This window comes from Streptomyces sp. NPDC003035, assembly GCF_042888285.1.
Taxonomy (GTDB): Bacteria; Actinomycetota; Actinomycetes; order Streptomycetales; family Streptomycetaceae; genus Streptomyces.
This window is the reverse complement of record NZ_JBIAPJ010000003.1, coordinates 197,407-222,152: the sequence shown is the minus strand read 5'-3', so window position 1 is coordinate 222,152 and position 24,746 is coordinate 197,407. Positions and strand designations below refer to the sequence as shown.

At 72.1% G+C, this 24,746-nt stretch carries 19 protein-coding genes and 1 pseudogene; 15 read left to right on the top strand and 5 right to left on the bottom strand.

Annotated elements, in window-relative coordinates; all coding sequences use genetic code 11:
* Positions 1-207 precede the first annotated feature (207 nt).
* Positions 208-420 (bottom strand): hypothetical protein, encoded by a 213-nt coding sequence (locus ACFYV5_RS10695; protein ID WP_389166866.1) that lies wholly within the window; start codon positions 418-420, stop codon positions 208-210.
* 634 nt (positions 421-1,054) lie between these two features.
* On the opposite strand from ACFYV5_RS10695, the gene ACFYV5_RS10690 reads away from it, so the two are divergent.
* Together ACFYV5_RS10690 and ACFYV5_RS10685 are read left to right on the top strand one after the other, a co-directional pair.
* The gene (locus ACFYV5_RS10690) at positions 1,055-2,428 is read left to right on the top strand and encodes a TrkH family potassium uptake protein (RefSeq protein WP_389166863.1); all 1,374 of its coding nucleotides are present in this window, start codon (positions 1,055-1,057) and stop codon (positions 2,426-2,428) included.
* Positions 2,421-3,140, top strand: coding sequence for a potassium channel family protein (locus ACFYV5_RS10685; RefSeq protein ID WP_389166860.1), 720 nt, complete (start codon positions 2,421-2,423; stop codon positions 3,138-3,140). The genes ACFYV5_RS10690 and ACFYV5_RS10685 overlap by 8 nt, the downstream gene beginning before the upstream one ends.
* A 36-nt stretch (positions 3,141-3,176) precedes the next feature.
* Here the strand turns inward: ACFYV5_RS10685 and ACFYV5_RS10680 are convergent, their stop codons facing one another.
* Positions 3,177-4,190, bottom strand: coding sequence for a PucR family transcriptional regulator (locus ACFYV5_RS10680; RefSeq protein WP_389167815.1), 1,014 nt, complete (start codon positions 4,188-4,190; stop codon positions 3,177-3,179).
* A 162-nt stretch (positions 4,191-4,352) separates the two neighbouring features.
* Here ACFYV5_RS10680 and ACFYV5_RS10675 point away from each other — a divergent pair.
* The 12 genes and pseudogenes from ACFYV5_RS10675 to ACFYV5_RS10620 form a co-directional block, all read left to right on the top strand.
* Positions 4,353-4,646 (top strand): annotated as a pseudogene (locus tag ACFYV5_RS10675) (alanine:cation symporter family protein); the annotation flags it as partial.
* A gap of 233 nt (positions 4,647-4,879) precedes the next feature.
* On the top strand, positions 4,880-6,199 hold the full coding sequence (gene nhaA, locus ACFYV5_RS10670; RefSeq protein WP_389166857.1) for a Na+/H+ antiporter NhaA: 1,320 nt from the start codon (positions 4,880-4,882) through the stop codon (positions 6,197-6,199).
* 131 nt (positions 6,200-6,330) lie between these two features.
* Entirely contained in the window at positions 6,331-6,882 is a 552-nt protein-coding gene (locus ACFYV5_RS10665; protein WP_389166854.1) for a DM13 domain-containing protein, read from the top strand.
* 221 nt (positions 6,883-7,103) lie between these two features.
* Positions 7,104-9,512 carry an ATP-binding cassette domain-containing protein gene (locus ACFYV5_RS10660; RefSeq protein WP_389167812.1) on the top strand — a complete coding sequence of 803 codons (2,409 nt, stop codon included), beginning with the start codon at positions 7,104-7,106 and terminating at the stop codon, positions 9,510-9,512.
* A gap of 58 nt (positions 9,513-9,570) precedes the next feature.
* Positions 9,571-10,254 carry a Crp/Fnr family transcriptional regulator gene (locus ACFYV5_RS10655; protein ID WP_389166851.1) on the top strand — a complete coding sequence of 228 codons (684 nt, stop codon included), beginning with the start codon at positions 9,571-9,573 and terminating at the stop codon, positions 10,252-10,254.
* A 156-nt stretch (positions 10,255-10,410) separates the two neighbouring features.
* The gene (locus ACFYV5_RS10650) at positions 10,411-11,256 is read left to right on the top strand and encodes a hypothetical protein (protein WP_389166847.1); all 846 of its coding nucleotides are present in this window, start codon (positions 10,411-10,413) and stop codon (positions 11,254-11,256) included.
* Positions 11,253-13,760: a hypothetical protein gene (locus ACFYV5_RS10645; protein ID WP_389166844.1), complete on the top strand. Its 2,508-nt coding sequence runs from the start codon at positions 11,253-11,255 to the stop codon at positions 13,758-13,760. Before ACFYV5_RS10650 ends, ACFYV5_RS10645 begins: the two co-directional genes overlap by 4 nt.
* A gap of 22 nt (positions 13,761-13,782) precedes the next feature.
* The gene (locus tag ACFYV5_RS10640) at positions 13,783-15,039 is read left to right on the top strand and encodes an SPFH domain-containing protein (protein ID WP_389166841.1); all 1,257 of its coding nucleotides are present in this window, start codon (positions 13,783-13,785) and stop codon (positions 15,037-15,039) included.
* Positions 15,036-15,572: a Pycsar system effector family protein gene (locus ACFYV5_RS10635; protein ID WP_355114350.1), complete on the top strand. Its 537-nt coding sequence runs from the start codon at positions 15,036-15,038 to the stop codon at positions 15,570-15,572. The genes ACFYV5_RS10640 and ACFYV5_RS10635 overlap by 4 nt, the downstream gene beginning before the upstream one ends.
* A 226-nt stretch (positions 15,573-15,798) precedes the next feature.
* Positions 15,799-16,977, top strand: a complete 1,179-nt coding sequence (locus ACFYV5_RS10630; protein ID WP_389166837.1) for a M48 family metalloprotease — start codon at positions 15,799-15,801, stop codon at positions 16,975-16,977.
* A 435-nt stretch (positions 16,978-17,412) separates the two neighbouring features.
* Positions 17,413-17,616 carry a cold-shock protein gene (locus ACFYV5_RS10625; protein WP_033201600.1) on the top strand — a complete coding sequence of 68 codons (204 nt, stop codon included), beginning with the start codon at positions 17,413-17,415 and terminating at the stop codon, positions 17,614-17,616.
* Between the two features lie 147 nt (positions 17,617-17,763).
* Positions 17,764-19,200, top strand: coding sequence for a DEAD/DEAH box helicase (locus ACFYV5_RS10620; protein WP_389166832.1), 1,437 nt, complete (start codon positions 17,764-17,766; stop codon positions 19,198-19,200).
* 4 nt (positions 19,201-19,204) lie between these two features.
* On the opposite strand, the gene ACFYV5_RS10615 is transcribed toward ACFYV5_RS10620, so the two are convergent.
* Positions 19,205-19,885 carry a hypothetical protein gene (locus ACFYV5_RS10615; protein ID WP_389166829.1) on the bottom strand — a complete coding sequence of 227 codons (681 nt, stop codon included), beginning with the start codon at positions 19,883-19,885 and terminating at the stop codon, positions 19,205-19,207.
* The gene (locus tag ACFYV5_RS10610; RefSeq protein WP_389166826.1) at positions 19,882-21,534 is read right to left on the bottom strand and encodes a protein kinase; all 1,653 of its coding nucleotides are present in this window, start codon (positions 21,532-21,534) and stop codon (positions 19,882-19,884) included. The genes ACFYV5_RS10615 and ACFYV5_RS10610 overlap by 4 nt, the downstream gene beginning before the upstream one ends.
* A 296-nt stretch (positions 21,535-21,830) precedes the next feature.
* Here ACFYV5_RS10610 and ACFYV5_RS10605 point away from each other — a divergent pair, with 296 nt between their 5' ends.
* A complete protein-coding gene (locus ACFYV5_RS10605) occupies positions 21,831-23,894 on the top strand; it encodes a phosphocholine-specific phospholipase C (protein ID WP_389166823.1) in 2,064 nt (687 codons plus the stop codon).
* Between the two features lie 40 nt (positions 23,895-23,934).
* Here the strand turns inward: ACFYV5_RS10605 and ACFYV5_RS10600 are convergent, their stop codons facing one another.
* Positions 23,935-24,729, bottom strand: coding sequence for a DeoR/GlpR family DNA-binding transcription regulator (locus tag ACFYV5_RS10600; RefSeq protein ID WP_355114360.1), 795 nt, complete (start codon positions 24,727-24,729; stop codon positions 23,935-23,937).
* Between the last annotated feature and the right edge of the window lie 17 nt (positions 24,730-24,746).

The window sequence follows — 24,746 nt, the reverse complement described above, 5'->3', positions numbered from 1 at the left end:
CCACGGGGAGCCGGAATGCCAAGAACATTCCCGGCGTTCCGTCGCGTGAGTCCAGGCAGCCTGGACAGGGATCCGCTGGAGGCTGTACGCCGTGCCGGGGCGCCCGGGCGTTACCCGTCATCAGACGTATGGTCACACCGACGCGTACAGAGGGTCACTGCCGAAGTCCGGCAATCCTTGACGCGTTCCTGATGCCGTGATCGAGCGTCAGACACCGGGCGCCCGCGACGGTCCGCCGCCGCCTCGGCCGGCGGCCACGCGGGCGAGGGCATCAGCCGCCAACGCGGCGACGCCGTCCGCGGCCTCGTCCAGCGCCACGTGCCCGGCGTTGTCCAGCACCCGCAGGTCGGTGCCCAGCCGTGCGGCGGCTCGCCTCGGACGGGACGGAGGCAGAAGCGTGTCGTCAGCGCCCACGGCCACGAAGCACGACCGTCGCCGAGCCTCCACCAGCACACGCGGCGGCAGTGGCGCGGGGGCGAGGCTGCTGTGGCACGAGGCTCCGACGAGCTCCATCCACTCGGCCAGTTCGCGCGCCGGCCGCGCCCCGCGCCCCACCATGTGGCGCACGAGCCGTTCGGCCCGGGGAAGAGTGGGACGCAGGAGCCAGGGAAGCGTCGCCCCGAAGCCGCGGGTCTGACCCGCAGGCGGACCAGGCCCGCGGGCGAGACCAGGACCCGGGCCCCGATCCGCTCCGACGCGCGGACGAGCGCTATCGCTCCGCCCAGTGAGTGCCCCACGACGACCGCCGGGGCGGCGACCGTCCGCTCGAGGGCTTTCGCCAGCCAGCGTCCGTACCAGTCGGCACGACCACGCGACGGACGGGTGTCCGCGCTCAGCCGGGCTGCCCGGGGACGTCCAGAATAGGGCCGCGCGACCCCACGGACCAGGCCGGACGGTGGCCGGACCACGCCGAACGGCGGCCCGATGAGGGTGAAGGGCGGCTGGACAGCCGCACAGCGGCCGGGCGAGCCGGATGCGGCGACGGGCCGTCGATCGTCTACGCTCCCCTGACGTCCAGGCAGCGTCTCCGCGCGGGAAAAGGGAGCTCAAGACCGTGGTGACCTCCGCACCCCGACGTGCGCGCGCGTTCTTCACGGCCCATCCCGCCCGGACGGTCGTCCTCGGGTTCGCCGGAGTCGTCGCCGTCGGCACCCTGCTGCTGATGCTGCCGCTCGCGACGGAGAGCGGCCGGGCCACCGACGTGTCGACCGCGCTGTTCACGTCCACCTCCGCCGTCTGCGTGACCGGGCTCGCGGTCGTGGACACCGGCACCTACTGGAGCGGCTTCGGCGAAGGCGTCATCCTCGCGCTCATCCAGGTCGGTGGCTTCGGGATCATGACGATGGCCTCCCTGCTCGCCCTCCTCGTCGCCGGCCGGCTGCGGCTGCGGATGCAGCTCACAGCCCAGGCCGAGACGCGGAGCCTCGGCATCGGGGACGTGCGGAGGGTCCTGATCGGCGTGGCGGGCAGCACGCTGGCCGTGGAGCTGGCCGTCGGCGCGTTCCTGGCGCTGCGCTTCCGGTACGGGTACGGGAACGGCTTCTGGGACTCGGCGTACCTCGGGTTCTTCCACGCCGTGTCCGCGTTCAACAACGCCGGCTTCGGCCTGCACGTGGACAGCCTCACCCGCTACGCCCAGGACGCGTGGATCACACTGCCGATCGCGGCGGCCGTCATCCTCGGCGGCATCGGCTTCCCGGTCCTTCTGGAGATGCTGCGTCACCGTCACCGCGCGCGGACCACCGGCCGCACGAACTGGACCCTGCACACCAAGCTCACCGTGCTGACGACGCTCGTCCTGCTGCTGGTCGGCACCGTGCTCACGGGGCTGCTCGAGTGGACCAACCCGGCCACTCTCGGCGCGCACGACGTGCCCGGCAAGCTCCTGAACAGCTTCTTCTACTCGTCGATGAGCCGCACCGCGGGCTTCAACTCGCTCGACATCGGTGCGCTGCAGGCCTCGACGCTCCTGATGACGTGCATCCTGATGTTCATCGGCGGCGGCAGTGCGGGAACGGCCGGCGGCATCAAGGTCACCACCTTCGCCGTGCTGGCCGCCGCGATCGTCGCGGAGGTCCGCGGCGAGCCCACCTCCGCCGTCCTGGGCCGTCGGCTCGCGCCCCACGCACTGCGGCAGGCACTCACCGTGGCCCTCCTCGGCGTGGGCCTGGTCATGAGCTCCACCCTGGCGCTGCTGTCGGTGAGCGACGCGCCGCTGGAGGCCGTCCTGTTCGAGGCCGTGTCGGCCTTCGCGACGGTGGGCCTGTCGACCGGCATCACCGCCGACCTGCCGGAGGCCGGCCGGCTGATTCTCGTCGCGCTGATGTTCATCGGCCGCATCGGCCCCATCACCCTCGTCTCCGCGCTCGCCCTGCGCGAGCGCACACGACGCTACGAACTCCCCGAGGAGCGACCCGTCATTGGCTGACTTCCTGCACCATCTGCGCCGGCGCCGCCGCCGGCGGCCGACCGATCGGTCCCCCGCACAGGCGGACCAGCGCGTCGCCGTCATCGGCCTGGGCCGTTTCGGGTTCTCCCTCGCCAACGAGCTGATGCGCCGCGGCTGGGACGTCCTGGGCATCGACACGGACGCCCGCCTCGTCCAGAAGTACAGCGACCTGCTCACCCACGCCGCCGTGGCCGACTCCACGGACCCCGTCGTGCTCAACCAGCTCGGCGTCCACGAGTTCACCAGCGCCGTGGTGGGCATCGGCAGCGACATCGAGGCGAGCATCCTCGTCAGCTCCAACCTCCTCGAAGCCGGCGTCCCCAACATCTGGGCCAAGGCGATCAGCCGTCAGCACGGCAAGATCCTCGAACGCCTCGGGGTCCCTCACGTCGTCCTGCCCGAGCACGAGATGGGCGAGCGCGTGGCGCACCTGGTCACCGGCCGGATGCTCGACTTCATCGAGTTCGACGACGACTACGCGCTGGTGAAGACCGTCGCCCCACAGGTCGCCACCGGCAAGCCGCTCGGCCGTTCCCAGGTGCGCAGCGAGTACGGCGTCACGGTCGTCGGCATCAAGCGGCCGGGGGAGGACTTCACGTACGCGACCGCCGAGACGGTCGTCGAGAAGGGCGACATCCTCGTCGTCACCGGCAAGACGCGCGCGGTGGAGGCGTTCACCGAACTCCCCTGACCGAACTCCCCCGACCGGGCAGACCCTGACCCGGGGTCAGAGTTCCTGCTCGGGCCAGCCCAGCAGGCGGGCGCCGACGACGGCGGTCTGGAGCGTGTAGCGCTGGACGGGGTCGCCCGGGTCGGCGCCGGTCAGCCGGTGGATGCGCTCGAGCCGGTACGTCATGGCGCGGACGCTCAGGGTGAGTCGCCGGGCGGCCTCGGCGGCGACGCAGCCGGTGTCGAAGTACGTCGTGAGGGTGTCGATGAGCGGCTGGGCGCCACCGCGCGCGTTCCGGAGCGGGCCGAGCACGCTGACCACCAGGTCGGCCATCGCCTGCCGGTCGCGGGTGAGCACGGGGTAGACGAGCAGGTCGGCGGCGTGCAGGACGGGGTCGTCCAGGCTCATGCGGGCGGCGAGATCGAGGGCGTTGAGGGCCTCCTCGTAGGAGTGGACGACGCCGCCCGCGCCGGGGTGCGGGCGGCCGATGGCGACCCGGCCGCCGTCGGTGGCCGCGTACGCCTGCTTCGCGAAGTGGGTCAGCACGTCGGGTTCGTCCGCCGGGGCGATGCAGATCAGCCGGCCGTCCTTGGTGGTGAGGAGGATCCGGCGGTCGCCGAAGCGGGCGACGAGCGAGGACTCGATGCCCCGGGAGACCGGGTATCCGTCGGCGTACGGCTCCGGCCCTTCGGCGACGGCCACGGCGTGGGCGTGGGAGAGGAGCAGACCGAAGCGTTCCGCGCGCTCGGCGAGGCGGCCGAGGTCGCTGCGCCCGTACAGCAGGTCGTCGATGAACTCCCGGCGTGCCGCCTCCTCCTGACGTACCGCCAGAAGCTGGGCGCGCTCGTGGCCCTCGGCGAAGGCGTCGACGGCCTGCTCGACGGCCGCCAGCAGATGGTCGTGGGCGGCCCGGGGCAGGGCGGGGTGGGTCGTCCTCGCGGCCGAGAGATGGGCGCGCACGAGGGCGCGGAGCCCCAGGCCGGCCTCCGCGGCCCGCTCCCCGCGCGACCGCAGCCCCTCCAGCTCCTCGCGGGTCAGCCGCCGGCCCGTCGCGCACACGGCCGCCAGCATCTCGGCGTACCCCGCGAGGTAGTCCTCGCTCGTCTCTCGTTCGGCCACGGCCCCTCCCCGGATCCTGACGCGCCGTCGACGTCTTCCCGACGCGCGCGGAGACCAAGGGTGACACGCGACGGAAGAGAGGCGGCGCCGAGGGAGCGGCACCGGCATCAAGACGGCGTCAAGGCATGGACGCACCTCTTCGGCCGCAGCCGGACCAGCGAGACCATCTACAAGATCGTCTACACCCTCTTCGCGGTGGCCGGATCGCTGCTCACGCTCCAGACGCTGATCGACATGGCCGACGCGGTGCTCTTCATGCTCGCCGTCATCAACATCATCGGCCTGTACCTCCTCGCCCCCGTCGTCAAGAGGGAGCTGAACTCCTTCCTCGCCTTCGTCAAGAAGCGCGACGCCGGCCTCGACACGGACGAGGACGCAGACCCGGAGCCGGTGAAGACCACCGTCTGACCGCCCCCGCGGCCCGGCTCCCGAGAGGGCCCGTACCCACCTCGCGCCTTTGGTGGGCACGGGCCCTCTCGCCCGTCCTCGCACGTGAGGGACGCCTGGTGAGACCCCCGGCCACCCGATAGGGTGTAAAGAACGCATCAACGCGATGCTGGTGTGCCGGGAAGTCTGGTCGGCGTCCGAGGGGCCATGTGTGCCCGATCGTCGACATCGACATGTCCCGGAGGCACCTTTTCATGGCCCAGGACCGCTCCCGCAAGGTCATTTTCGGACTGCTTCCCTGGCCCGAACGCCAGGCCGTCACCGAAGCCCTGCGCACGGAGACCGTCGGCGGACTCGTCCTCCTCGCCGCCGCTGTCGTCGCGCTGGTGTGGGCGAACAGTCCGTGGAGCGCGGCGTACGAGTCCGTACGGGACTTCCACTTCGGCATACCCGCCCTCGGCCTGGACCTGTCCGTCGGGCACTGGACCGCCGACGGGCTGCTCGCGGTCTTCTTCCTCGTCGCGGGCATCGAGCTGAAACGCGAACTGGTCATCGGCGAGCTGCGCACCCCCGCCACCGCGGCGCTGCCCGTCATCGCCGCGCTGTGCGGCATGGCCGTACCGGCCGCCCTGTACGCGCTCACCGCCACCGCGGGCGGGGGCAGCCTGGAGGGCTGGGCCGTCCCCATGGCCACCGACATCGCCTTCGCCCTCGCGGTCCTCGCCGTCATCAGCACCCATCTGCCCTCGGCCCTGCGGGCTTTCCTGCTCACCCTGGCGGTCGTCGACGACCTCGGCGCCATCCTCATCATCGCGATCTTCTTCAGCTCGGATCTCGACTTCCGGGCTCTGGGCGCAGCCGTCGCCGGGCTCGTCCTCTTCTCCGCCCTCCAGCGCTTCCGGGTGCGCGGCTGGTGGTGGTACGTGCCGCTCGGCATCGCGATCTGGGCGCTGATGTACAACTCCGGTGTCCACGCCACCGTGGCCGGTGTCGCCATGGGCCTGATCCTGCGCACCACCCGCGACAAGGGGGAGGCGCACTCGCCGGGATCCCGGGTCTCGCACCGGCTGCACCCCGTCTCCGCGGGCATCGCGGTCCCGCTGTTCGCCCTCTTCGCCGCCGGCGTCAGCGTCTCCACCGCCGCGCTCACCCACGTCTTCACCGACCCCGAGCCCCTCGCCGTCGTGATCGGCCTCGTCGCGGGCAAGATCCTCGGCATCTTCCTCGGTACGTACCTCGCCGCCCGCTTCACCAGAGCGGAGCTCAACCCGGAGCTCGCCTGGGCCGATGTCCTCGGACTCGCCACGCTGGCCGGAATCGGCTTCACCGTCGCCCTCCTGATCGGCGAACTCGCCTTCCCCGACGCGGCACAGGCCGAACACATCAAGGCCGCCGTCCTCGTCGGCTCCCTCGTCGCCGCGCTCCTCGCCGCGATCCTCCTGCGCCGCCGCAACCGCATCTACCGACACCTGTGGGAGGAAGAGGAACGGGACGAGGACGCCGACGGCATCCCCGACATCTACCAGCGCACCCCGGAGTCCGGCGGCGCGGAACTGGGGCGCGGGACCGGCTGACGCGTGCTCGGCGGGCTGCGGTGAGGACGGTAAGGAATCCGTAACCTGCCCCGGGCGCCGTGGGCCGGGATCATCCCGTTGAATGGGCCGCGAGACGTTCTGATGCGAAGGGGGCGCGCACCGTGGATCGCGTGGCGAAGAAGAAGCTCACGGCCGGACTGTCGGTCGTCGTACTGGCCGTGCTCGGCTTCGGCCTTGTGTGGTTCAAGCCCTGGTCGCTCTGGGTCGACGAGACCGTACGCGAGGAGCTGCCGTCGGCGGCGGCGACCCGGACGACGCCTCCCACCACGCCGCGGCAGACCCCCAGCACCTCCGCCGCCCCCGCAGGGCCGCAGACCGTGGCCGCGGGCAAGCTGATCAGCCACGAGCACACCACCACGGGCTCCGTGAAGCTCGTACGACTCGAGGACGGCACGCACACGCTGCGCTTCGAGGGCCTCGACACCAGCAACGGCCCCGACCTGCGCGTCTGGCTCACCGACGCACCGGTGAAGGAAGGGCGGGCCGGCTGGCACGTCTTCGACGACGGGAAGTACGTAAGTCTTGGCAAGCTCAAGGGAAACAAGGACGACCAGAACTACGCGCTGCCCGCCGGAGTCGACTGGAGCGCGTACACGAGCGTCAGCATCTGGTGCGACCGCTTCGACGTCTCCTTCGGCGCGGCGGAGCTGGCCCGCATCTGACCCCCGAGGTTCCCGGCCGGGGCCCCGCCTCCCGTTCGTACGGGAGCGGCGGCCCCGCTTCCGTACCTGCCCCGGACGCGGGGGACACGCGGCCGGACCGGTCAGGAATCGAGAAGCGCGGACCCCGGGCTGGAGCTAGCGTGACCGTCACGGGGTCGAGCCGGGCGACCGCGGCGGAGGCCGCGGCGGAGGCCCGCCCCACGGACGGAGACAGGAAGAGCATGGCCACGAGGAAGAACACGCGGTCGCCCGCGTCGCACGTCGCCGACAGCCACGAAGTGATCCGCGTCCACGGTGCGCGTGTGAACAACCTCAAGGACATCAGCATCGACATCCCGAAGCGCCGGCTGACGGTGTTCACCGGTGTCTCCGGCTCGGGCAAGAGCTCCTTGGTGTTCGACACGATCGCCGCGGAGTCGCAGCGGCTGATCAACGAGACCTACAGCGCCTTCGTCCAGGGCTTCATGCCGACGCTGGCGCGTCCCGACGTCGACGTGCTCGAAGGGCTGACGACCGCGATCATCGTCGACCAGCAGCGGATGGGCGCCGACCCCCGCTCCACGGTCGGCACCGCCACCGACGCCAACGCGATGCTGCGCATCCTCTTCAGCCGGCTCGGCAAGCCCCACATCGGCCCGCCGAGCGCGTACGCCTTCAACGTCCCCTCGGTGCGGGCGAGCGGCGCCATCACCGTGGAGCGCGGCGCCAAGAAGGCGGTGAAGGCCACCTTCAACCGTACGGGCGGCATGTGCCCGCGCTGTGAGGGCCGGGGCACGGTCTCCGACCTCGACCTCGCCCAGCTCTACGACGACTCCAAGTCCCTCGCCGAGGGCGCGATCACCGTCCCCGGCTACAAGGGCGGCGGCTGGAACTCCCGGCTCTACGCCGAGTCGGGCTTCTTCGACCCGGACAAGCCGATCCGCAGGTTCACCAAGAGGGAGCTGCACGACTTCCTCCACCGTGAGCCGACCCGGATGAAGATCGCGGGCATCAACATGACCTACGAGGGTCTGATCCCGCGGATCCAGAAGTCGATGCTCTCCAAGGACAAGGAGGGCATGCAGCCGCACATCCGTGAGTTCGTGGAGCGCGCGGTCACCTTCACCACCTGCCCCGAGTGCGACGGCACCCGGCTCAGCGAGGGCGCCCGGGCGTCGAAGATCAAGCGGATCAGCATCGCCGACGCCTGCGCGATGCAGATCAGCGACCTGGCCGAATGGGTCCGCGGCCTCAAGGAGCCCTCGGTCGCGCCCCTGCTCACCGCACTGCTGCAGACCCTCGAGTCGTTCGTCGAGATCGGCCTCGGCTACCTCGCGCTCGACCGCCCGGCGGGCACCCTGTCGGGCGGCGAGGCGCAGCGCGTCAAGATGATCCGGCACCTCGGCTCCTCGCTCACCGACGTCACCTACGTCTTCGACGAGCCCACCACCGGACTGCACCCGCACGACATCCAGCGCATGAACGACCTGCTGCTGCGGCTGCGCGACAAGGGCAACACCGTCCTGGTCGTGGAGCACAAGCCGGAGGTCATCGCGATCGCCGACCACGTCGTCGACCTCGGACCCGGAGCCGGTACGGGTGGAGGCACCGTCTGCTTCGAGGGCACCGTCGACGGCCTGCGGCGCGGCGGCACCATCACCGGCCGCCACTTCGACGACCGGGCCTCGCTCAAGAAGACGGTACGGACGCCCACCGGCAAGCTGCCGATCCGCGGTGCGACGGCGCACAACCTGCGCGACGTCGACGTGGACATCCCGCTCGGCGTGCTCGCCGTCGTCACCGGCGTCGCCGGTTCCGGCAAGAGCTCGCTCGTGCACGGGTCGATCCCGGCCGGCGAGGGTGTCGTCTCCGTCGACCAGAGCGCGATCCGCGGCTCGCGACGGAGCAACCCGGCGACGTACACCGGACTGCTCGAGCCGATCCGCAAGGCGTTCGCGAAGGCCAACGGCGTGAAGCCGGCGCTGTTCAGCGCCAACTCCGAGGGCGCCTGCCCCACCTGCAACGGTGCCGGTGTCATCTACACCGACCTGGCGATGATGGCCGGCGTGGCCACCCCCTGCGAGGAGTGCGAGGGGAAGCGGTTCCAGGCCTCCGTGCTCGACCACCACCTCGGCGGCCGCGACATCAGCGAGGTGCTCGCGATGTCGGTGACCGAGGCCGAGGAGTTCTTCCGCACCGGAGAGGCGGCCACGCCGGCCGCACACCGCATCCTGGAGCAACTCGCCGACGTCGGGCTCGGCTACCTCAGCCTCGGCCAGCCGCTCACCACGCTCTCCGGAGGCGAGCGGCAGCGGCTGAAGCTCGCCACCCACATGGCCGACAAGGGTGGCGGCCGGTCCGTCCTCGTACTCGACGAGCCGACCACCGGCCTGCACCTCGCCGATGTCGAGCAGCTGCTCGGCCTGCTCGACCGGCTCGTCGACTCGGGCAGGTCGGTCGTCGTCGTCGAACACCACCAGGCGGTCATGGCCCACGCCGACTGGATCATCGACCTCGGCCCCGGAGCCGGCCACGACGGCGGCCGCGTCGTCTTCGAGGGCACCCCGGCCGACCTCGTCGCCGACGGCTCCACCCTGACCGGCGAACACCTCGGGGCGTACGTCGGCGCCTCGCGTCCCCGGATGCGCTAGCCTCCCGGTGATCACGTGCTCGTGCCACGTGCAAAGGCCGGGCGCAGAGAGGCAGTTGATGCAGTTCGAGGACCGGGTTCCGTTCGTGGTCCGGCTGGAGTCCGAGGACCGCCAGGCGCTCTTCGCCAGGGGGACGCCCCTCGTCTTCCCCATGCGGCAGGTGATGCTGCGCGAACACGAACCCACCACGCACGTACTGATCATCCTCGCCGGCTGGGCGAAGGTGACCTCGGCGGCGCCCAACGGCTACGAGGCGCTGCTGGCGCTTCGCGGCCCCGGCGACATCGTGGGTGAGCAGGCCATGCTCAGCGGGCGTCCCCGTGGGGCGACCGTGACCGCGCTGGGCCGGGTCGAGGCGCTGGCCGTCGACGCGGACCGGTTCAGCGCGCTTCTCGACGAACGCCCCGACATCTCACGGAAGTTGCTCGCTCTCACCGCGGATCGGACGCGCGACAGCGACCGACGACGCGTGCAGTACGCCTCCCTGACCGTGCAGGAGCGCCTGGCCCTGCTGTTGCTGGAGCTGATCCGCACGCACGGCGAGGAGTCGGACGAGGGCGTACAGCTGACGGCCGGGCTCACCCAGAGCGAACTGGCCGGATCGGTCGGTGCCTCCCGCGAGGCGGTCGCCCGGCTCCTGAAACAGCTCCGGGAGCGGGGCATCGTGAGGACCGGACGCCGCGGACTCGTGGTCGTCCGACCCGACGTCCTGCGGCAGATGGCGCGCGCCGGGAACGGGTGATCGGCCTCCGCCCGCACCAGCGGCCGGCGCCCCCTTGTGTGTACGTGGTCACACTTCGAGTGTGCTAGTTTCCGTCGCCTCAAACTCCCTGCCACTGACATCTTCTTGGTGTCCGGAGGCCCTTCACGGGCCCGACACCCTCAGCGGAAGGCGGCCATGCGCGAGCCTGTCAACCGAACCATCCTGCTCCTCGACATCGAGAGGTTCAGCCGTCGCGACGACGTGGTGCAGGCCGTGCTCCGGCGCACCCTGAACACCGTCGTGGACCAGACGCTCGTGGCGGCCGGCGTGGAGGCCACCCAGCAGTACCGCGAGGACCGCGGTGACGGTCTGATCGTGCTCCTCAGCGGAGACGTGGCGAAGACCGCGGTCCTCCGCTCGCTCCTCACCACCACGCCCGAACTCCTCCACGACCACAACCGTCTGGCCTCGGGAAGCGCGCAGATGCGGCTGCGCATCGTCCTCTCCGCGGGAGAGGTCGCCCACGACCCCCAGACCGGCACGACCGGGGGAGTCGTCGGGCACGACCTCAACCAGGCGTTCCGGCTGCTCGACTCGGACGCGCTGCGCGAGGCGCTCGCCGGACGGACGGACGAGAACTGCGTCCTCGCGGTGAGCGCGCCGGTGTACGAAGGGGTCGTCCGGCACGGGCACCGAGGGGTCCGGCCGGAGCTCTTCCGGCCCACCGACGTGAAGGTGAAGGACGGTGTGCTCTCCGCCTGGATCCACGGGGGCGAGGAGCCGCGGGAACGGCCCGTAGGCTCCCCGTCCCCCGCGCCCACGCGGGCTCCGGAACAGCCCGTACCACCGGAGCGACCCGCCGGCGCGGTCTTCCACTTCCACGGCGCTCCCGTGATCCACGGCTCGGTGGTCGGTGGCGACCAGCACGGGGTGAGCGGCGGGCAGGTGACCGGTGACGTCGTTCTCGGCGGCTCGGTCACCAAGCCGGCCCGGGCTCCCCGCGCCGACGAGGGCCGCACCGACGACGGGAGCCGGCCGTGAACGCACCGCATGAGCACCAGGCCGTCGCGCACGAGCCGGGCACGACGCCGTCCGCGGGCCCGGCCCAGCACTTACCGGGGCCGCACGACGGGCCGAACGGAGACACCGGGACCGAGGCGGCCGATCAGCTCTCCGACGGCGAGGGCGAGGAGGAGCACGCCTGGGACTCCCGGCGGGACCTCTACCGTCACAGCCCGGGCATCATGGTCGGCCGCTCCGCCCACCTCGGTGGCTCGCTCGTCGGCGGCGACCAGCACGGGGTGAGCGGCGGCCAGGTGACCGGTGACGTGATCCTCGGGGGCAGCAAGGTCGAGTACCACCTCGGAGGGGACACGGAGGAACGCTCCGGTGAGATCCCCGCCGCCGAAGTCGAGTCGCTCGCCCGGTACTTCGTCCACCCGCCGCGCGCCGAGCACGGCCCGACCGCCCAGGGACCGGACACCACCGGCACCGGACCGGTCGCACGCGGCCCCGTCACCGAGGACACCCGTACGGGCGACCCGACCGACGCCGCCCGTACGGGAGACCCGACCGATCCCGCCCGTACAGGCGAACCGTGGGAGCCCGGCAGCCCCTTCGCCCTCGCGCTCGCCGGACTCCGGCGCCACCGCGTCGCGGTTCTCTCCGGCCCCGCCACGACCGGCCGCCGGGCCGCCGCCCTCATGCTGCTGCGCGCCGCGGGGGCTACCACCTACCGGGCTCTGGACCCGGCGCTCTCGCCCGGCCGGCTCGCCGGGGAGCTCCGTGAGCGGTGCGGCCACGTCGTCGCCGACTTCGCCACGAGCGCGGAACGGCCCCTGCGGGAACACCACTTACGCGCCCTCAGCGAGAGGCTCCACGCGACCGACAGCCATCTGGTGATCGTGGTCGGGCCGCACCCCGTCGTCCACGGTGGCGTGGGCCATGTGCCGTGGCAGCCCCCGGAGCCCTCCCTGGTCATCCGGGAGCGACTGAAGGACGAGGACCTGGCCGGCTGGAGCGTGGACGACCTGCTGCTGCTCCCCGAGGTCCAGGCGGTGCTCGGACACCGTCGACCGGTGGCCGAGACGGCCCGCTTCGCCGAGCGGATCGCCGGCTACGCGAGGGGGACCGTGTCCTCGGCCGAGCTCGGCGCGTTCGGCCACTACGCCGCCGAACGCCAGGTGCGCGAATGGTTCGACAGCGCGGAACAGACGCTGCACGACAAGGCGTTCCTCATCGCGCTCGCCACCTTCGACGAGGCGCCCTACCCGCTGACGGCCGAGCTGAGCGATGTCCTCTACGGCCTCCTGCAACGCATCGAGAACCCCGGCGAGCCCGCCCGCATCCCGGTCTTCGGCACCTCCAGCGCCCAACGTGTCGAGCACGCCCTGGCCGACCGGTACCAGGAGGCCGAGGAGACCGAATGGGGCCCGGTGCTCCAGACCAAGGTCCAGTTCAGGGACCCGCTCACCGCCATCACCCTGCTCCGCGAGGTCTGGGCCGGCCACCCGTCGGCCCGCCCCGCGCTCGTGGCCTGGCTGCGCCGCCTCGCGGACGACCCGCGGCCCGTCGTCCGTACCCGCGCCGCCTCCACCGCGGCCGTACTGGCGGAGACGGATCTGCCGTCGACCATGGCGCTGCTCATCCGCCCATGGGCGGCGCAGCGGCGTCTCCGCGCACGGATGGCCGCGGCCAACGCGCTGGCTCTCGCCCATCACCTGGGCGCCCCGCACATCCCCCGGATCCTGGGGGAGTGGTGCACCGCGCCCGATCACCGCCTGCGATGGACGGCCGTGCGCACCTACGCCCTCGTCGGGGACGCCTTCCCCCGGGAGGCCGTCGACGCGCTCACGTCGGCGGTGCGCGGCCTGGAGGCGCGAGGCGGTCCGGCGCGGGGCTGGCCGCAGGAGCTCGACGACCTCGCCCAGTCCGCGGCCGCGCTCATGCTCGCCGCCGGTCAGGAGACGACCGAACGAGGCGTCGGGGCCGCCGCGGCCGAACTGTGGTCCGGCTTCCAGACCCTCGCGCGCGCCGGAACCACGCGGGACTTCGTCCTGCGCACCATGGTCCACGCCTCCGGTCCCACGGACGACGCGGCCGGCAACGGACGCCCGCTCCTGCTCGACCTGTTCGCGCGGGCCGACCCGACGCCCGGTACCACCGGAGCCCTGCTGCGTCACGCCCTCGCCGTCCTGTGGCGCAGCGTTCTGAACGATCCGACGAGCTCCGCGTCCGGTCTCGCCGCGCTGCGGCGCTGGGTGCGGGCGGCCGAGGACGACCGCGGGGCCGAGAGCGCGCTCAGGGAACTCCTTCCCCTGCTCGCGGTCTCGGTCGAGGACCACCGGCGGCTCGTCTACCTGCTGGAGAACCTGCGCGGGGAGCCGGATCCGACACCGCTCGCCGTGGCGCTCCGGCTGCGCCACGCACTCTCCGCGCCGCGCCCGCCGGAGGCGCCGAGCCACCTGGCCGGCCTGCCGCCGGACACGCCGTCGACGCTTCCCCGAGCCGCGCAGGGCGCCGCGGCATCCCAGGTCCCGTCCTGACCACTTCAAGGAGCAGCAACCCATGATGAACCAGCCACCCCAGTGGCAGCAGGACGCCAACCGTCACTCCCACCTCGACGACCCGGTGGTCACGATCCAGGAGCTGGCACGCTTCAAGCCGCTGCGGACCACTCGCATCGACCACGCCCTGGTCTTCACGACGCCCCAGGGCGGCCTGGACACCTATCTCCCGCCCAGCCGCCCGAGTCGTACGGAACTCGCCACCCGCCGGTGGACCAGCGTGTACGAGGTGGACATGGGGTGGCACGAGGCCGCCGCCGACCTCGAGCTCACCAGCGACAACGACGCCTTTCTCTTCGAGGTGTCGCTGAGTTGCAGCTGGCAGGTGAGCGACCCCGCCGCCTTCGTCGCGAGCGGCGAGCGCAACGTGCCCGCGATGGTGAGACGAGTCGTCGAAGACGTCGTACGTCCCGTGCTCCGCGGCTACGCGATGGAGGACAGCGCGGCGGCGGAACGGCACGCGCAGCAGGCTCTCGACGCCGTCGGTCCCCTGGCGGCGAGGGCGGGACTGAACGTCCGCTGCGCCATTCGCATCCGCCGTGACGAGGCGACGATCGAGCACGCGCGACAGCTGCGGGAACTCGAGTTCGCCCGGCAGAAGCTCGAACCCCAGCACGCGCTGCTCATGCGGGAGGACGAACTGGCGGCGGAGCGTGCCCTCGCCCAGGGACGACAACAGCACCGGATCGAGCTCCAGAACCAGAACCTGGGCCACGAGCGGCAGTTGATCCGCGGCCATCAGGAGCTGGAGCTGCAGGAGATCGAGGCCAAGAAGATCGAGTACTACTCCTACTACCTGGAGCGTGGCGGCCCCACCGCGATGGCGTTCCAGCTCGCCCGGCACCCCGAGGACGCCCGCCTGGTCATGGAGAACCTGCGGGAGGACCAGCTGCGCACGATGCAGAACCAGCTCCAGGTGGCGCTGCAGGCCCTCGGCGGGGGGCCTGGCGGTCTGGAGGAGCATCAGTTGGACGAGCCGCGCAGGCTGGCCGCCAACGTCATCAGGGAAGTTCTCAGCAACAAGCTGTCGTCGGGCCCGGTCGAGGCCCCGCCCGCTGTCGAGCCCCCGGCAGCCGTCGAACCCCCTCCCGCGGTCGAGGGACCGCGGCGCGAGGAGGCGTCCGAGGCCTGGAGCCGGCCGTCCGAGGGCGGTGGGGCGGCGCCGAACGCTCCGCGGGACGAACCCCACGATCCGACACCTCCGGACGGCGGACCCGTCTTCGGCTACCCCGCTCCGACCCCGCCCCCGGTCCGATGACGACCGGGGTTCCCGAGCCCGCCGCCCCGACGGACCCGGACGCGACGCGGACGGCCGAGCGGCTCCTGGCCGAGCTGCGCCAGGAGTCGGCCCGAGCGGACACCAAAGGGTCCGTCCTCGTGGCGGCACAGGGCATGGCCGCCGCGGCACTCGTCGGAGTGCTCGCCGTCCGGGGCTGGCAGCCGACGTCCCTCTCACCGCTCGGGCAGGTGGTGTGGTGGGTGGGCGCGACCTGCTTCCTCGCTTCGCTGTTCTCCCTGCTGATGGCGGTGGTTCCGCGCTACAGGGCGCGCGGCTGGCGGCCAGGTCTGCCCCTCACCCACTTCGCCGACATCCGCGCGGCGGCCCGCCGGGGACAGACGGTGCTGGAGGAGGCGCTCCGGGAGACCGACCGGGCGCCCGCCGCCGCCGTGCTCGTCTCGCTCACGGAGAACAGCCGGATCGTCGCCGACAAGTACGGCTGGCTGCGGGTGGGCATGGCCGGTTTCACGGCCTCGCTCGTGCTGCTGCCGGGTGCGCTGCTCGTCGGCTGAGCGCCCGCCGGCCGCCACGTCTCGGACCACAACCAGGAGAGTCACCGTCATGTCCGACCAGGACAGTCCCGGCGTTCCGGAGCTGCCGCCGCCTCCCTACCCGTCGGCGCCCGCACCGCCTTCGTACCCCACCGACGTGTCGTCACCACCCTCCGCGGCCGCGGAAGCCCCGCCCGCGTATCCGCATCCCATCGACGCCCCGCCCGCGTATCCGGGTGACGCTAGCGTGGCCGAGGTCCCCATGGCGGCGTACGTGCCGCCGCCCGCGTATCCGGCAGTGGCGCAGCCGCAGCACCCGCCGGCCGCGATCCCGGCCCAGCAGCCCCACCCGTACCCACCGCCGGTCCCGACGGTGCCCCCGGTCCCGGGCGCCGCGCAGGACGACCTGCGCCTCGCGACGGGGCGGAGGCATCTCAAGGCCTACCAGCGCGGTGTGGACGGTGCGGCGCTCTCCCAGCTGGTCGTGGCCCTTCCGACCGCGGTGATCAGCCTGTTCGTGGTCGTCTTCGTGGGCTCCCTGGTCAACCCCCTGCTCGGGATGGTCCTGCCCGTGCTGTGGCTGCTGTCCGGCCCCCTGGTCTTTCACCGAACGGTCGAAGGGGCCATCGCCCGCCACCTGTTGGGCATGCGGCGGGCCACGCCCGCCGAGGCCGAACGACTGGGCGCGGTGTGGGAGGAGGTGACGCGACGCGCCGGGGTCGACCGGCTGACCTACGAGCTGTGGATCCAGGAGCGCGCCGAGCTGAACGCGACCGCGGTGGCCGGTCACATCGTCGGCGTCACCCGGCACGCCATGGATCGGCTCCCCAACTCCCGCCTCGCGGCGGTGCTCGCCCACGAACTGGGCCACCACGTGGGCGGACACACCTGGGCCGGGATGCTCGTCGACTGGTACGCGTTGCCCGCCCGGACAGCGGGGCGGTGGATCATCGCCGGCCTGTCCTTCCTCTTCCGTTCGAAGAACTGGGCGGGCATCGCCTGCGGAGGGTGCCTCTCGGTGACCATCGTGCAGTTCCTCGTCTTCTTCACCTTCATGGAGGGGATGTGGTGGCTCGTGCTCCCGGTCGCGGCCGGCCCGGTCCTCATCGCCTGGCTGCACCGTCGCGCCGAGTTCCGCGCCGACGCGTACGCGTCGGGGCTCGGCTTCGGCGACGAGTTGATGGAGGTGCTCGTCGAGGAACACCGGGCGCGGTCGATGCCCGGCCCCTTCCCGCAGGGCATGGCGCCGTACGGAGCGCCTCCCCATACCCCGTACGCCCCGCCCGGTCCGTACGTGCCGGCGCCGGAACCCGCCAGGACGAAGGCCGACCGCGTGATGTCGAAGGGCGCGCACACGAACTTCGAGGCACGGCTGAGCCACCTGCGCCGCGCCATGGCGGACCGGAATCCGCGTCCGGGCTCGTAGCGGGTACCGGGCGGGGGCGAGGCTGTGCCCCGCCCCCGCCCGCCCAGGCTCCTCTCAGGCGAGGAACGCGCCGGAGCGAGGCCGACCCGCACCCCGTGCTCGCGCAGGGCAGGCAGAGGACATGTTTCCGCCCCTCTTCCGTCCCGCGATCGGCGTGTCCCGGGCGGGGATATGCCCGGCGCGGCGCAGGGTGGACGGGGAAGGTCGCGACCCGGCGGAAGATGGAATGGAGAATTCCGTGCGTGCGTGACCACTCCGTGCTACAGTCGTGATCAGTTGCAGTTGTGGTTCCCATAGACTTCAAGTGCCTTAGGTGATGATGAATCGCCGGGCACTTTTTGTATTTTCGGTGTTTTTCCGAGGGGTAATCATCGCGGCGACGCCGGGATTCGCACAGTGCGGATTCCCGGGTAATGCCTCGAAGGAGAATTTGGCATGGCTACTGGCACCGTGAAGTGGTTCAACTCGGAAAAGGGTTTCGGCTTCATCGAGCAGGAGGGTGGCGGCCCGGACGTGTTCGCCCACTACTCCAACATCGCGACCTCCGGCTTCCGTGAGCTGCAGGAGGGCCAGAAGGTGACCTTCGACGTCACGCAGGGCCAGAAGGGCCCGCAGGCGGAGAACATCCTCCCCGCCTGACGTCTTCGCGTCCGACGCAGCTGGGGCCCTCACCTCTCGGTGAGGGCCCCGGCTCGTTGCATTTTCACGGCTGTTCCACGACTCCGCGGCCGTCCCACCGCTTTCCCTCGCCGTTTCTCGGCACAAAGGCTCCCCGCAAAGGTTTTCATGAGCAGTTCAGCTCGCCCCGCCCCCCGTACCGTCACCTCCAAGGACGAATTCGCGCGGCCGGTCAGCCGTACCCCGGCCCTGCCCGCCGTCGCGTCCTTCGACGAGCTCGGCCTGCCCGACGGGGTACGGGAACTGCTCACCGCGCACGGCGCCGACACGCCCTTCCCGATCCAGGCCGCCACCCTGCCGAACGCCCTCGCCGGGCGCGACGTCCTGGGCCGCGGGCGCACGGGATCCGGCAAGACGCTCGCCTTCGGGCTTCCGCTGCTCCTGCGCATCGCCGACGCCGGGTTCCGGGCCGAGGCCCGCAAGCCTCGGGCGCTCGTCCTCGTACCCACGCGCGAGCTGGCCCAGCAGGTCACCGACGCGCTCACGCCGTACGCCCGGGTGCTGAAGCTGCGGCTGGTGACCGTGGTCGGCGGCATGTCGATCGGGCGGCAGGCCGCCACGCTGCGCGAAGGGGCCGAGGTCGTCGTCGCGACCCCCGGCCGCCTCATGGATCTCGTCGAACGCAAGGACGTCCGCCTGGACCGGGTGGGCATCACCGTCCTCGACGAGGCCGATCAGATGGCCGACATGGGCTTCATGGAGCAGGTCACCGGACTGCTCGAACTCGTACGCCCCGGCGGCCAGCGGATGCTGTTCTCCGCCACCCTCGACCGGAACGTGGACCTTCTGGTCCAGCGCTACCTCCACGACCCGGTCGTCCACTCGGTCGACCCCTCGGCCGCGTCCGTCACCACCATGGACCACCACGTCCTGCAGGTGCACGGCGCCGACAAGTACGCCACCGCCACCGAGATCGCCGCCCGCGACGGACGCGTGATCATGTTCCTGGCCACCAAGGCCGCCGTCGACCGCTTCACCGCGCATCTGCTCGGCAGCGGCGTACGGGCCGCGGCCCTGCACGGCGACAAGTCGCAGCCGCTGCGCACCCGCACCCTGGAGCGGTTCCGCAAGGGCGACGTGACGGTCCTCGTGGCCACGAACGTCGCGGCACGCGGCATCCATGTCGACGACGTCGACCTCGTCGTCAACGTCGATCCGCCGGCCGACCACAAGGACTACCTGCACCGCGGCGGACGTACCGCGCGCGCCGGCGAGTCCGGCAGTGTGGTCACGCTCGTCCTGCCCGACCAGCGGCGCGACGTCGTCCGTCTCATGGCGGACGCCGGGCTCCGGCCCCAGGTCACCCAGGTCCGTTCCGGCGAGGCGGAGCTCAGCCGCATCACCGGCGCCAAGGCCCCCTCCGGAGTTCCGGTGGACGGCAGCGCGCCGAGCAGCGAGCGCCCCAAGCGCGGCGGCGCGCCCTTCCGCGGCATGGGCACCGTTCCCGGCAAGCCCGGCCGGGCCAAGAACGAGTCCCGGCGGTCGGCCGAGGACCGCAAGCTGGCCGAGGCGCGCAAGGCCGCCCGGATCCGCCGCGGCGGCTGACGCCTCAGTCGCAGCGGTACGTGAAACGGGTCTCCGCGGTGTGCCCGGGGGTGGGAGAGACGACCACCAGCCGGGCCGTCGCCCGGTGCTCGCCCTGCCCCCGGAACGTCCACAGCAGATGCAGGCGCGCCTGCGTCTGGTGGCGGGCGAGCCGCTCCCGCAGCAGCCCGGACGTCGTGCCGTCGCTGCGTTCCCAGCGGTACGTCACGGTGCCGGGCCGCCCGTCGGTCTCCACCACCGCCACGACGTCCGCCGTGCCGTCGCAGGCAGGCGGCTGCTCCGGGGCGAGGACCGTCACCCGGCGTACGGACACCTCCGGTCCGAGCCGCTGCCAGGTGAGGAAGGCCAGCACGGCGAGCAGCACCAGGCCGGGCAGGGCGTACCGGCGCAGCACGCCACGGCGGCGGCGCGGCGGCGCGCCGCCCGCGTCCCGGCCGGGCAGGGGCAAGGTGCCGTGCCAGATCTGTGCCGTCGTGGGGCTGTCCGCCGACCGGCGCAGCGCGGCCGCCGTCACACCGGGACCGAAGCGCAGGACGTCGCCGTCCACCCGGTCGGGCGACACGTCCTCGGCCGGCCGCTCGAACCACTGGCTGCCGAGCACGGTGGCGCTGTACTCCGCGGAGTCGTAGGGCCCTCCGGGACCTCCAGGCGCTCCGGGCCCTCCGGGAACTCGGGGATCGTTCATGAGATCGTGCACCGCCGCGTCAGGATCTGCTGGGTGGAGCCGCCGTTCGCGGCCGGGGGATCCGTCGTCGCCCGCACACCCCAGGAGCAGCCGTTTCCCTGGAAGGTGTGGGTGAGCGTGATCGTGTACTGCGTCGCGCCGCTCCGCCGGATGCTCGCGGACCCGTCGGACACGCCCGGCTCACCCTGGGCGTCACCCGTGAACCAGGCGACCAGGACGGTCACCGGGCCGGGCCCGTCGGTGAGGACCTCGAAGGACGCCTCGGCGGTGCTCGGGCCGGTCTGACGCAGCGAGGTCACCGACACCGACTTCACCCCGACCGGCCGTGGCGCCGGCGAAGTGGTCGTCGCCTCTGTGGTCGGGGTGGACGTCGTCGGAGTCCAGGTCGGGGTCGCCGTCGGAGTCACCGTGCCGGTGGCCGTGGGGGTCGACGTCACGGGTGGCGGGGCGGTGGTCGTCGGCGCGCCGGAGGGCGACTCCGGAGGAGTGTCCGATCCACTCGCGGAGGGACTGCCCGTCGGTGACGGACTGTCCGGCGCATCGGAGGCGCCCGGCCCGGCTTCCGCCCCGGTGTCCGGTCCCGCGCTCGTCGTGGCGAACGCCTCGGTCGTCGTCGTGGTCGGCCCGTCGTCACCCGCCCGCGCGCCCACCGCGGCGAGCACCGCCAGGATCAGCGCCGCCACACCGGCCGGCAGCACCTTCGGCCACAGCCGGGCCCCACGCCCCCCACGGGGCGGCAGGGTGGTCGTGGCAAGCGCGGTCGTGCCCGTGGCCGGGCCGCCGGACGAGGGGAGGAGCAGGGGGAGCAGGGCAGCGAGCGTCGCGAGCCGCCGACGGCCGTGCTCCTCCCAGTCGGGCCCGTAGGCAGCCGTGGCGACCGTCTCCAGCTCCGCCACGAACGCCGCCGCGTTCTCCGGACGCTCCCGCGGGGCCTTGGCGAGACCGCGCCGGATCAAGGGGCGCAGCGGCTCCGGCGCGTCCGCGTCGGGGACGGGTGCGTCGAGGTGCTGGAGCGCCAGTTCGGCGATGTTCTGGCCGAGGAAGGGCTTGTGCCCGGTCAGGCACTCGTGGAAGGTCGCGGTCGCCGCGTACACATCGGCGGCGGGGGACGCGGGCTCGCCGTTCCACTGTTCGGGAGCCATGTACGCCGGTGTGCCGGCGACGCCGGGTGTGCTGCCGTGGTCCGTCGCGATGCCGAAGTCCACGAGCTTGGACGAACCGTCGGCCGCGACCAGGACGTTCTCGGGCTTGTAGTCGCGGTGCACGACGCCCGCCCGGTGCGCGGCGGCCAGGCCCAGGAGCGAGCCCTTGAGCACCACGAGCGCCGCCTCGGGGCCGGTCGCGCCCTCCCGGGCGAGCAGCGCGCGCAGGGCGAGCCCGTCGACCAGTTCCATGACGATGGCCGCGCCGCGCGGCGCCTCGACGTACTCGTACAGCCCCACGACGCACGGCGAGTCGAGGCCGCCGAGCAGGCGCGCCTCCGCCCGGAAGCCCCGGACGAACGCCGCGTCCGTCCGCAGCCGTTCGCCGAGGTACTTCACCGCCACCGGCACGCCGGTCGCGTCATGGACGGCGAGGACCACCCGCCCGCTGCCGCCCGAACCCAGTTCCCGGTACTCCGTGTACCCGGGGACCACCCATGCGTCCATATTTCGCCCCCCGTCCTCCTCCATGGGGACAGATTCCGGCCACCGCCGGTTCCCGGGAAGGGCGCGTGCACGGCGCATGGACTTCTCGTACGAGCTCATGGACTCTTCGCCGACCGCCCTCGGCGGCGTGCCGCCGGACCCTACGGTGTACGCGGCCGTGGGGACGCACGCTCCGCTCCGCGTTCACGTTCCGTACCGCGCCCCCACGCGTCGACGCCACGCCCCCACCCCCTCACCCACTGATCTTGGGCTGCTCCGACCACCGCCCCCCGGAATCATCAGAGGTGCTCAGACCCATGACCGAACTCAACCGGCGCCGCTTTCTGCAGATAGCGGGCGCCACCGCCGGCTTCGCGGCGCTCCAGAGCAGCATCGCCCGGGCCGCGGCCATCCCCGCCGCCCGCGCCTCCGGGACCCTCGCCGACGTCGAACACATCGTCGTGCTGATGCAGGAGAACCGCTCCTTCGACCACTACTTCGGCGCGCTCAACGGGGTGCGCGGCTTCGGCGACCCGCGTCCGGTCACCCTGCCCAGCGGCAAGTCCGTCTGGCACCAGCAGGACGGCACCAAGACCGTGCTGCCGTACCACCCGACGGCCGACGACCTCGGGATGCAGTTCATCGCCGGGCTCAACCACGACTGGGCGGGCGGTCACCGGGCGTTCAACAACGGCAGGTACGACCAGTGGATCCCCGCCAAGTCCGCGGGCACGATGGCGTATCTGAACCGGAACGACATTCCGTTCCACTACGCGCTCGCCGACGCGTTCACCGTCTGCGACGCGTACCACTGCTCCTTCATCGGGGCCACCGACCCCAACCGCTACTACATGTGGAGCGGTCACACCGGCAACGACGGCACGGGCGGCGGCCCCGTCCTCGGCAACGAGGAGGCAGGGTACTCCTGGACGACGTATCCCGAGCGGCTCGAGCAGGCCGGGGTCTCCTGGAAGATCTACCAGGACATCGGCGACGGCCTGGACGCCGCCGGTCACTGGGGCTGGATCAACGACGCCTACCGCGGCAACTACGGTGACAACTCCCTGCTCTACTTCAACCAGTACCGCGACGCCCAGCCCGGCAGCCCGCTCTACGAGAAGGCCCGCACCGGCACCGACGTGTCGAAGGGCGACGGGTTCTTCGACATCCTGCGGGCCGACGTCGCCGCGGACCGGCTCCCGCAGGTCTCCTGGATCGCCGCCCCCGAGGCCTTCACCGAGCACCCCAACTTCCCCTCCAATTACGGCGCCTGGTACATCGCCCAGGTCCTCGACGCCCTCACCTCCAACCCGGAGGTATGGAGCAGGACCGCGCTGTTCCTCACGTACGACGAGAACGACGGCTACTTCGACCACGTCGTCCCGCCCTATCCGCCGTCCTCGGCCGCCCAGGGGCTCTCCACCGTCGACACCTCCCTCGACCGGTTCGCCGGCAACGCCGGCTACGCCGCCGGGGTGTACGGCCTCGGACAGCGCGTGCCGATGATCGTCGTCTCCCCGTGGAGCAAGGGCGGTTACGTCTGCTCGGAGGTCTTCGACCACACCTCGATCATCCGGTTCATGGAGCGCCGCTTCGGTGTCGGGGAACCGCAGATCTCGCCCTGGCGGCGGGCCGTCTGCGGCGATCTGACGTCCGCCTTCGACTTCACGCTGGGGGACGCCGCGCCCGTCGCGCTGCCCGACACCTCCGCCTACGAGCCGCCGGACCACCAGCGGCACCCCAGCTACGTACCGAAGCCGCCCAGGAAGCCGGTCCTGCCCGTCCAGGAGGCGGGCGCGCGCCCGATCAGGGCGCTGCCGTACGAGCTGTACGTCGACGGCTCGGCCACCCCGTCCACGGGTCGCTTCACCCTCACCTTCGGCGCGGGCGCCAGGGCCGGGGCCTTCTTCCACGTCACCGCGCCGAACCGCACCGACGGGCCGTGGACGTACACCGCAGGGGCCGGCACGAGCCTGCCGGACACCTGGAACACCGCGTACTCGGCGGGGACATACGACCTCACGGTGACCGGCCCGCAGGGCTTCCTGCGCCGCTTCCGCGGCCCGGGCACGACGGCCGGTCCCGAGGTGACGGCCCGTCATGACGGCGTCGCCGGCACCGTGCTGCTCACGATGACGAACCCGGGCACCGTGGACGTGAATCTCACGGTCACCAGCGCCCCGGCCTACGGCGGGGGGTCGCAGACCTTCAGGGTGCTCAAGGGGGCCACCGTGACGCACACGCCGGATCTGCGCGGCAGCGGGCGCTGGTACGACCTGACGGTCGTCTCCGACGGCGACTCCACCTTCCTGCGCCGCTTTGCCGGCCATGTGGAGACCGGTGCGCCGGGCGTCAGCGACCCGGGCATCATCACGGCCTGAGTGTGAGGGGCGGTGCGGCCGATCGGAGCGGCGTGACGGGTCAGACGGTGACGACCCGCACCCCCACGTCCGTCAACTCCCGCACCGCCTCCGCCGGGATGGCCTCGTCCGTCACCAGGACGTCCACGCGGTCGACCCCGCAGATCCGGGCGAAGGCCCGCCTGCCGAGCTTCGAGGAGTCCGCGACCACGACGACCCGGCTCGACCGCTCGGCGAAGAGCCGACTGATCCCCGCCTCGTCCTCGTGATGGGCCATGAGCCCCAGCCGCGGGTCGATGCCGTCGACGCCCAGGACGACGGTGTCGAGCACGACCTCGTCGAGCACCCCGGCGGCCAGCGGGCCGACCAGTTCGTACGTCTGCGAGCGGGCCACGCCCCCGGAGACCACGATCTTGATCTGTGGCCGGACGGCGAGCTCGCCCGCGATGTTGAGCGCGTTGGTGACCACGGTCAGGGCCGGGGTGCCGACCGTCTCCCGCGCACCGCCCCCGGCGAAGCGCAGGGCGAGGGCGCGGGCCACCTCGGTGGTCGTCGTCCCGCCGTTGAGACCCACGACCTCGCCCTCGTGGACGAGCTCCGCCACGGCCGCGGCGATGCGCTGCTTCTCCGCGGCGTGCCGGGAGGACTTGTAGCGCAGTGGCAGCTCGTACGAGACCCCTTGCGGCACAGCCCCGCCGCGGGTGCGGACGAGGAGCCGCTGTTCGGCGAGCTCGTCCAGGTCCCGGCGGATCGTGGCCGGGGAGACGTCGAGCGTCGTCGCGGCGTCCTCGACCTCCAGCCTGCCGGTGGCGGCGAGCAGTTCGAGGAGCGTGTTCCACCGCTCGTGCTTCGACATGATCGCGATTTTAGCGC

Excerpts from the sequence above, each read along its gene's own strand:
- ACFYV5_RS10680 (WP_389167815.1), bottom strand. The coding sequence starts at position 4,190 with ATGCTGGCGGCCGTGTGCGCGACGGGCCGGCGGCTGACCCGCGAGGAG.
- nhaA (WP_389166857.1), top strand. The coding sequence starts at position 4,880 with ATGGCCCAGGACCGCTCCCGCAAGGTCATTTTCGGACTGCTTCCCTGG.
- ACFYV5_RS10660 (WP_389167812.1), top strand. The coding sequence starts at position 7,104 with ATGGCCACGAGGAAGAACACGCGGTCGCCCGCGTCGCACGTCGCCGAC.
- ACFYV5_RS10655 (WP_389166851.1), top strand. The coding sequence starts at position 9,571 with ATGCAGTTCGAGGACCGGGTTCCGTTCGTGGTCCGGCTGGAGTCCGAG.
- ACFYV5_RS10650 (WP_389166847.1), top strand. The coding sequence starts at position 10,411 with ATGCGCGAGCCTGTCAACCGAACCATCCTGCTCCTCGACATCGAGAGG.
- ACFYV5_RS10640 (WP_389166841.1), top strand. The coding sequence starts at position 13,783 with ATGATGAACCAGCCACCCCAGTGGCAGCAGGACGCCAACCGTCACTCC.
- ACFYV5_RS10635 (WP_355114350.1), top strand. The coding sequence starts at position 15,036 with ATGACGACCGGGGTTCCCGAGCCCGCCGCCCCGACGGACCCGGACGCG.
- ACFYV5_RS10625 (WP_033201600.1), top strand. The coding sequence starts at position 17,413 with ATGGCTACTGGCACCGTGAAGTGGTTCAACTCGGAAAAGGGTTTCGGC.
- ACFYV5_RS10620 (WP_389166832.1), top strand. The coding sequence starts at position 17,764 with ATGAGCAGTTCAGCTCGCCCCGCCCCCCGTACCGTCACCTCCAAGGAC.
- ACFYV5_RS10615 (WP_389166829.1), bottom strand. The coding sequence starts at position 19,885 with ATGAACGATCCCCGAGTTCCCGGAGGGCCCGGAGCGCCTGGAGGTCCC.
- ACFYV5_RS10610 (WP_389166826.1), bottom strand. The coding sequence starts at position 21,534 with ATGGACGCATGGGTGGTCCCCGGGTACACGGAGTACCGGGAACTGGGT.
- ACFYV5_RS10605 (WP_389166823.1), top strand. The coding sequence starts at position 21,831 with ATGACCGAACTCAACCGGCGCCGCTTTCTGCAGATAGCGGGCGCCACC.
- ACFYV5_RS10600 (WP_355114360.1), bottom strand. The coding sequence starts at position 24,729 with ATGTCGAAGCACGAGCGGTGGAACACGCTCCTCGAACTGCTCGCCGCC.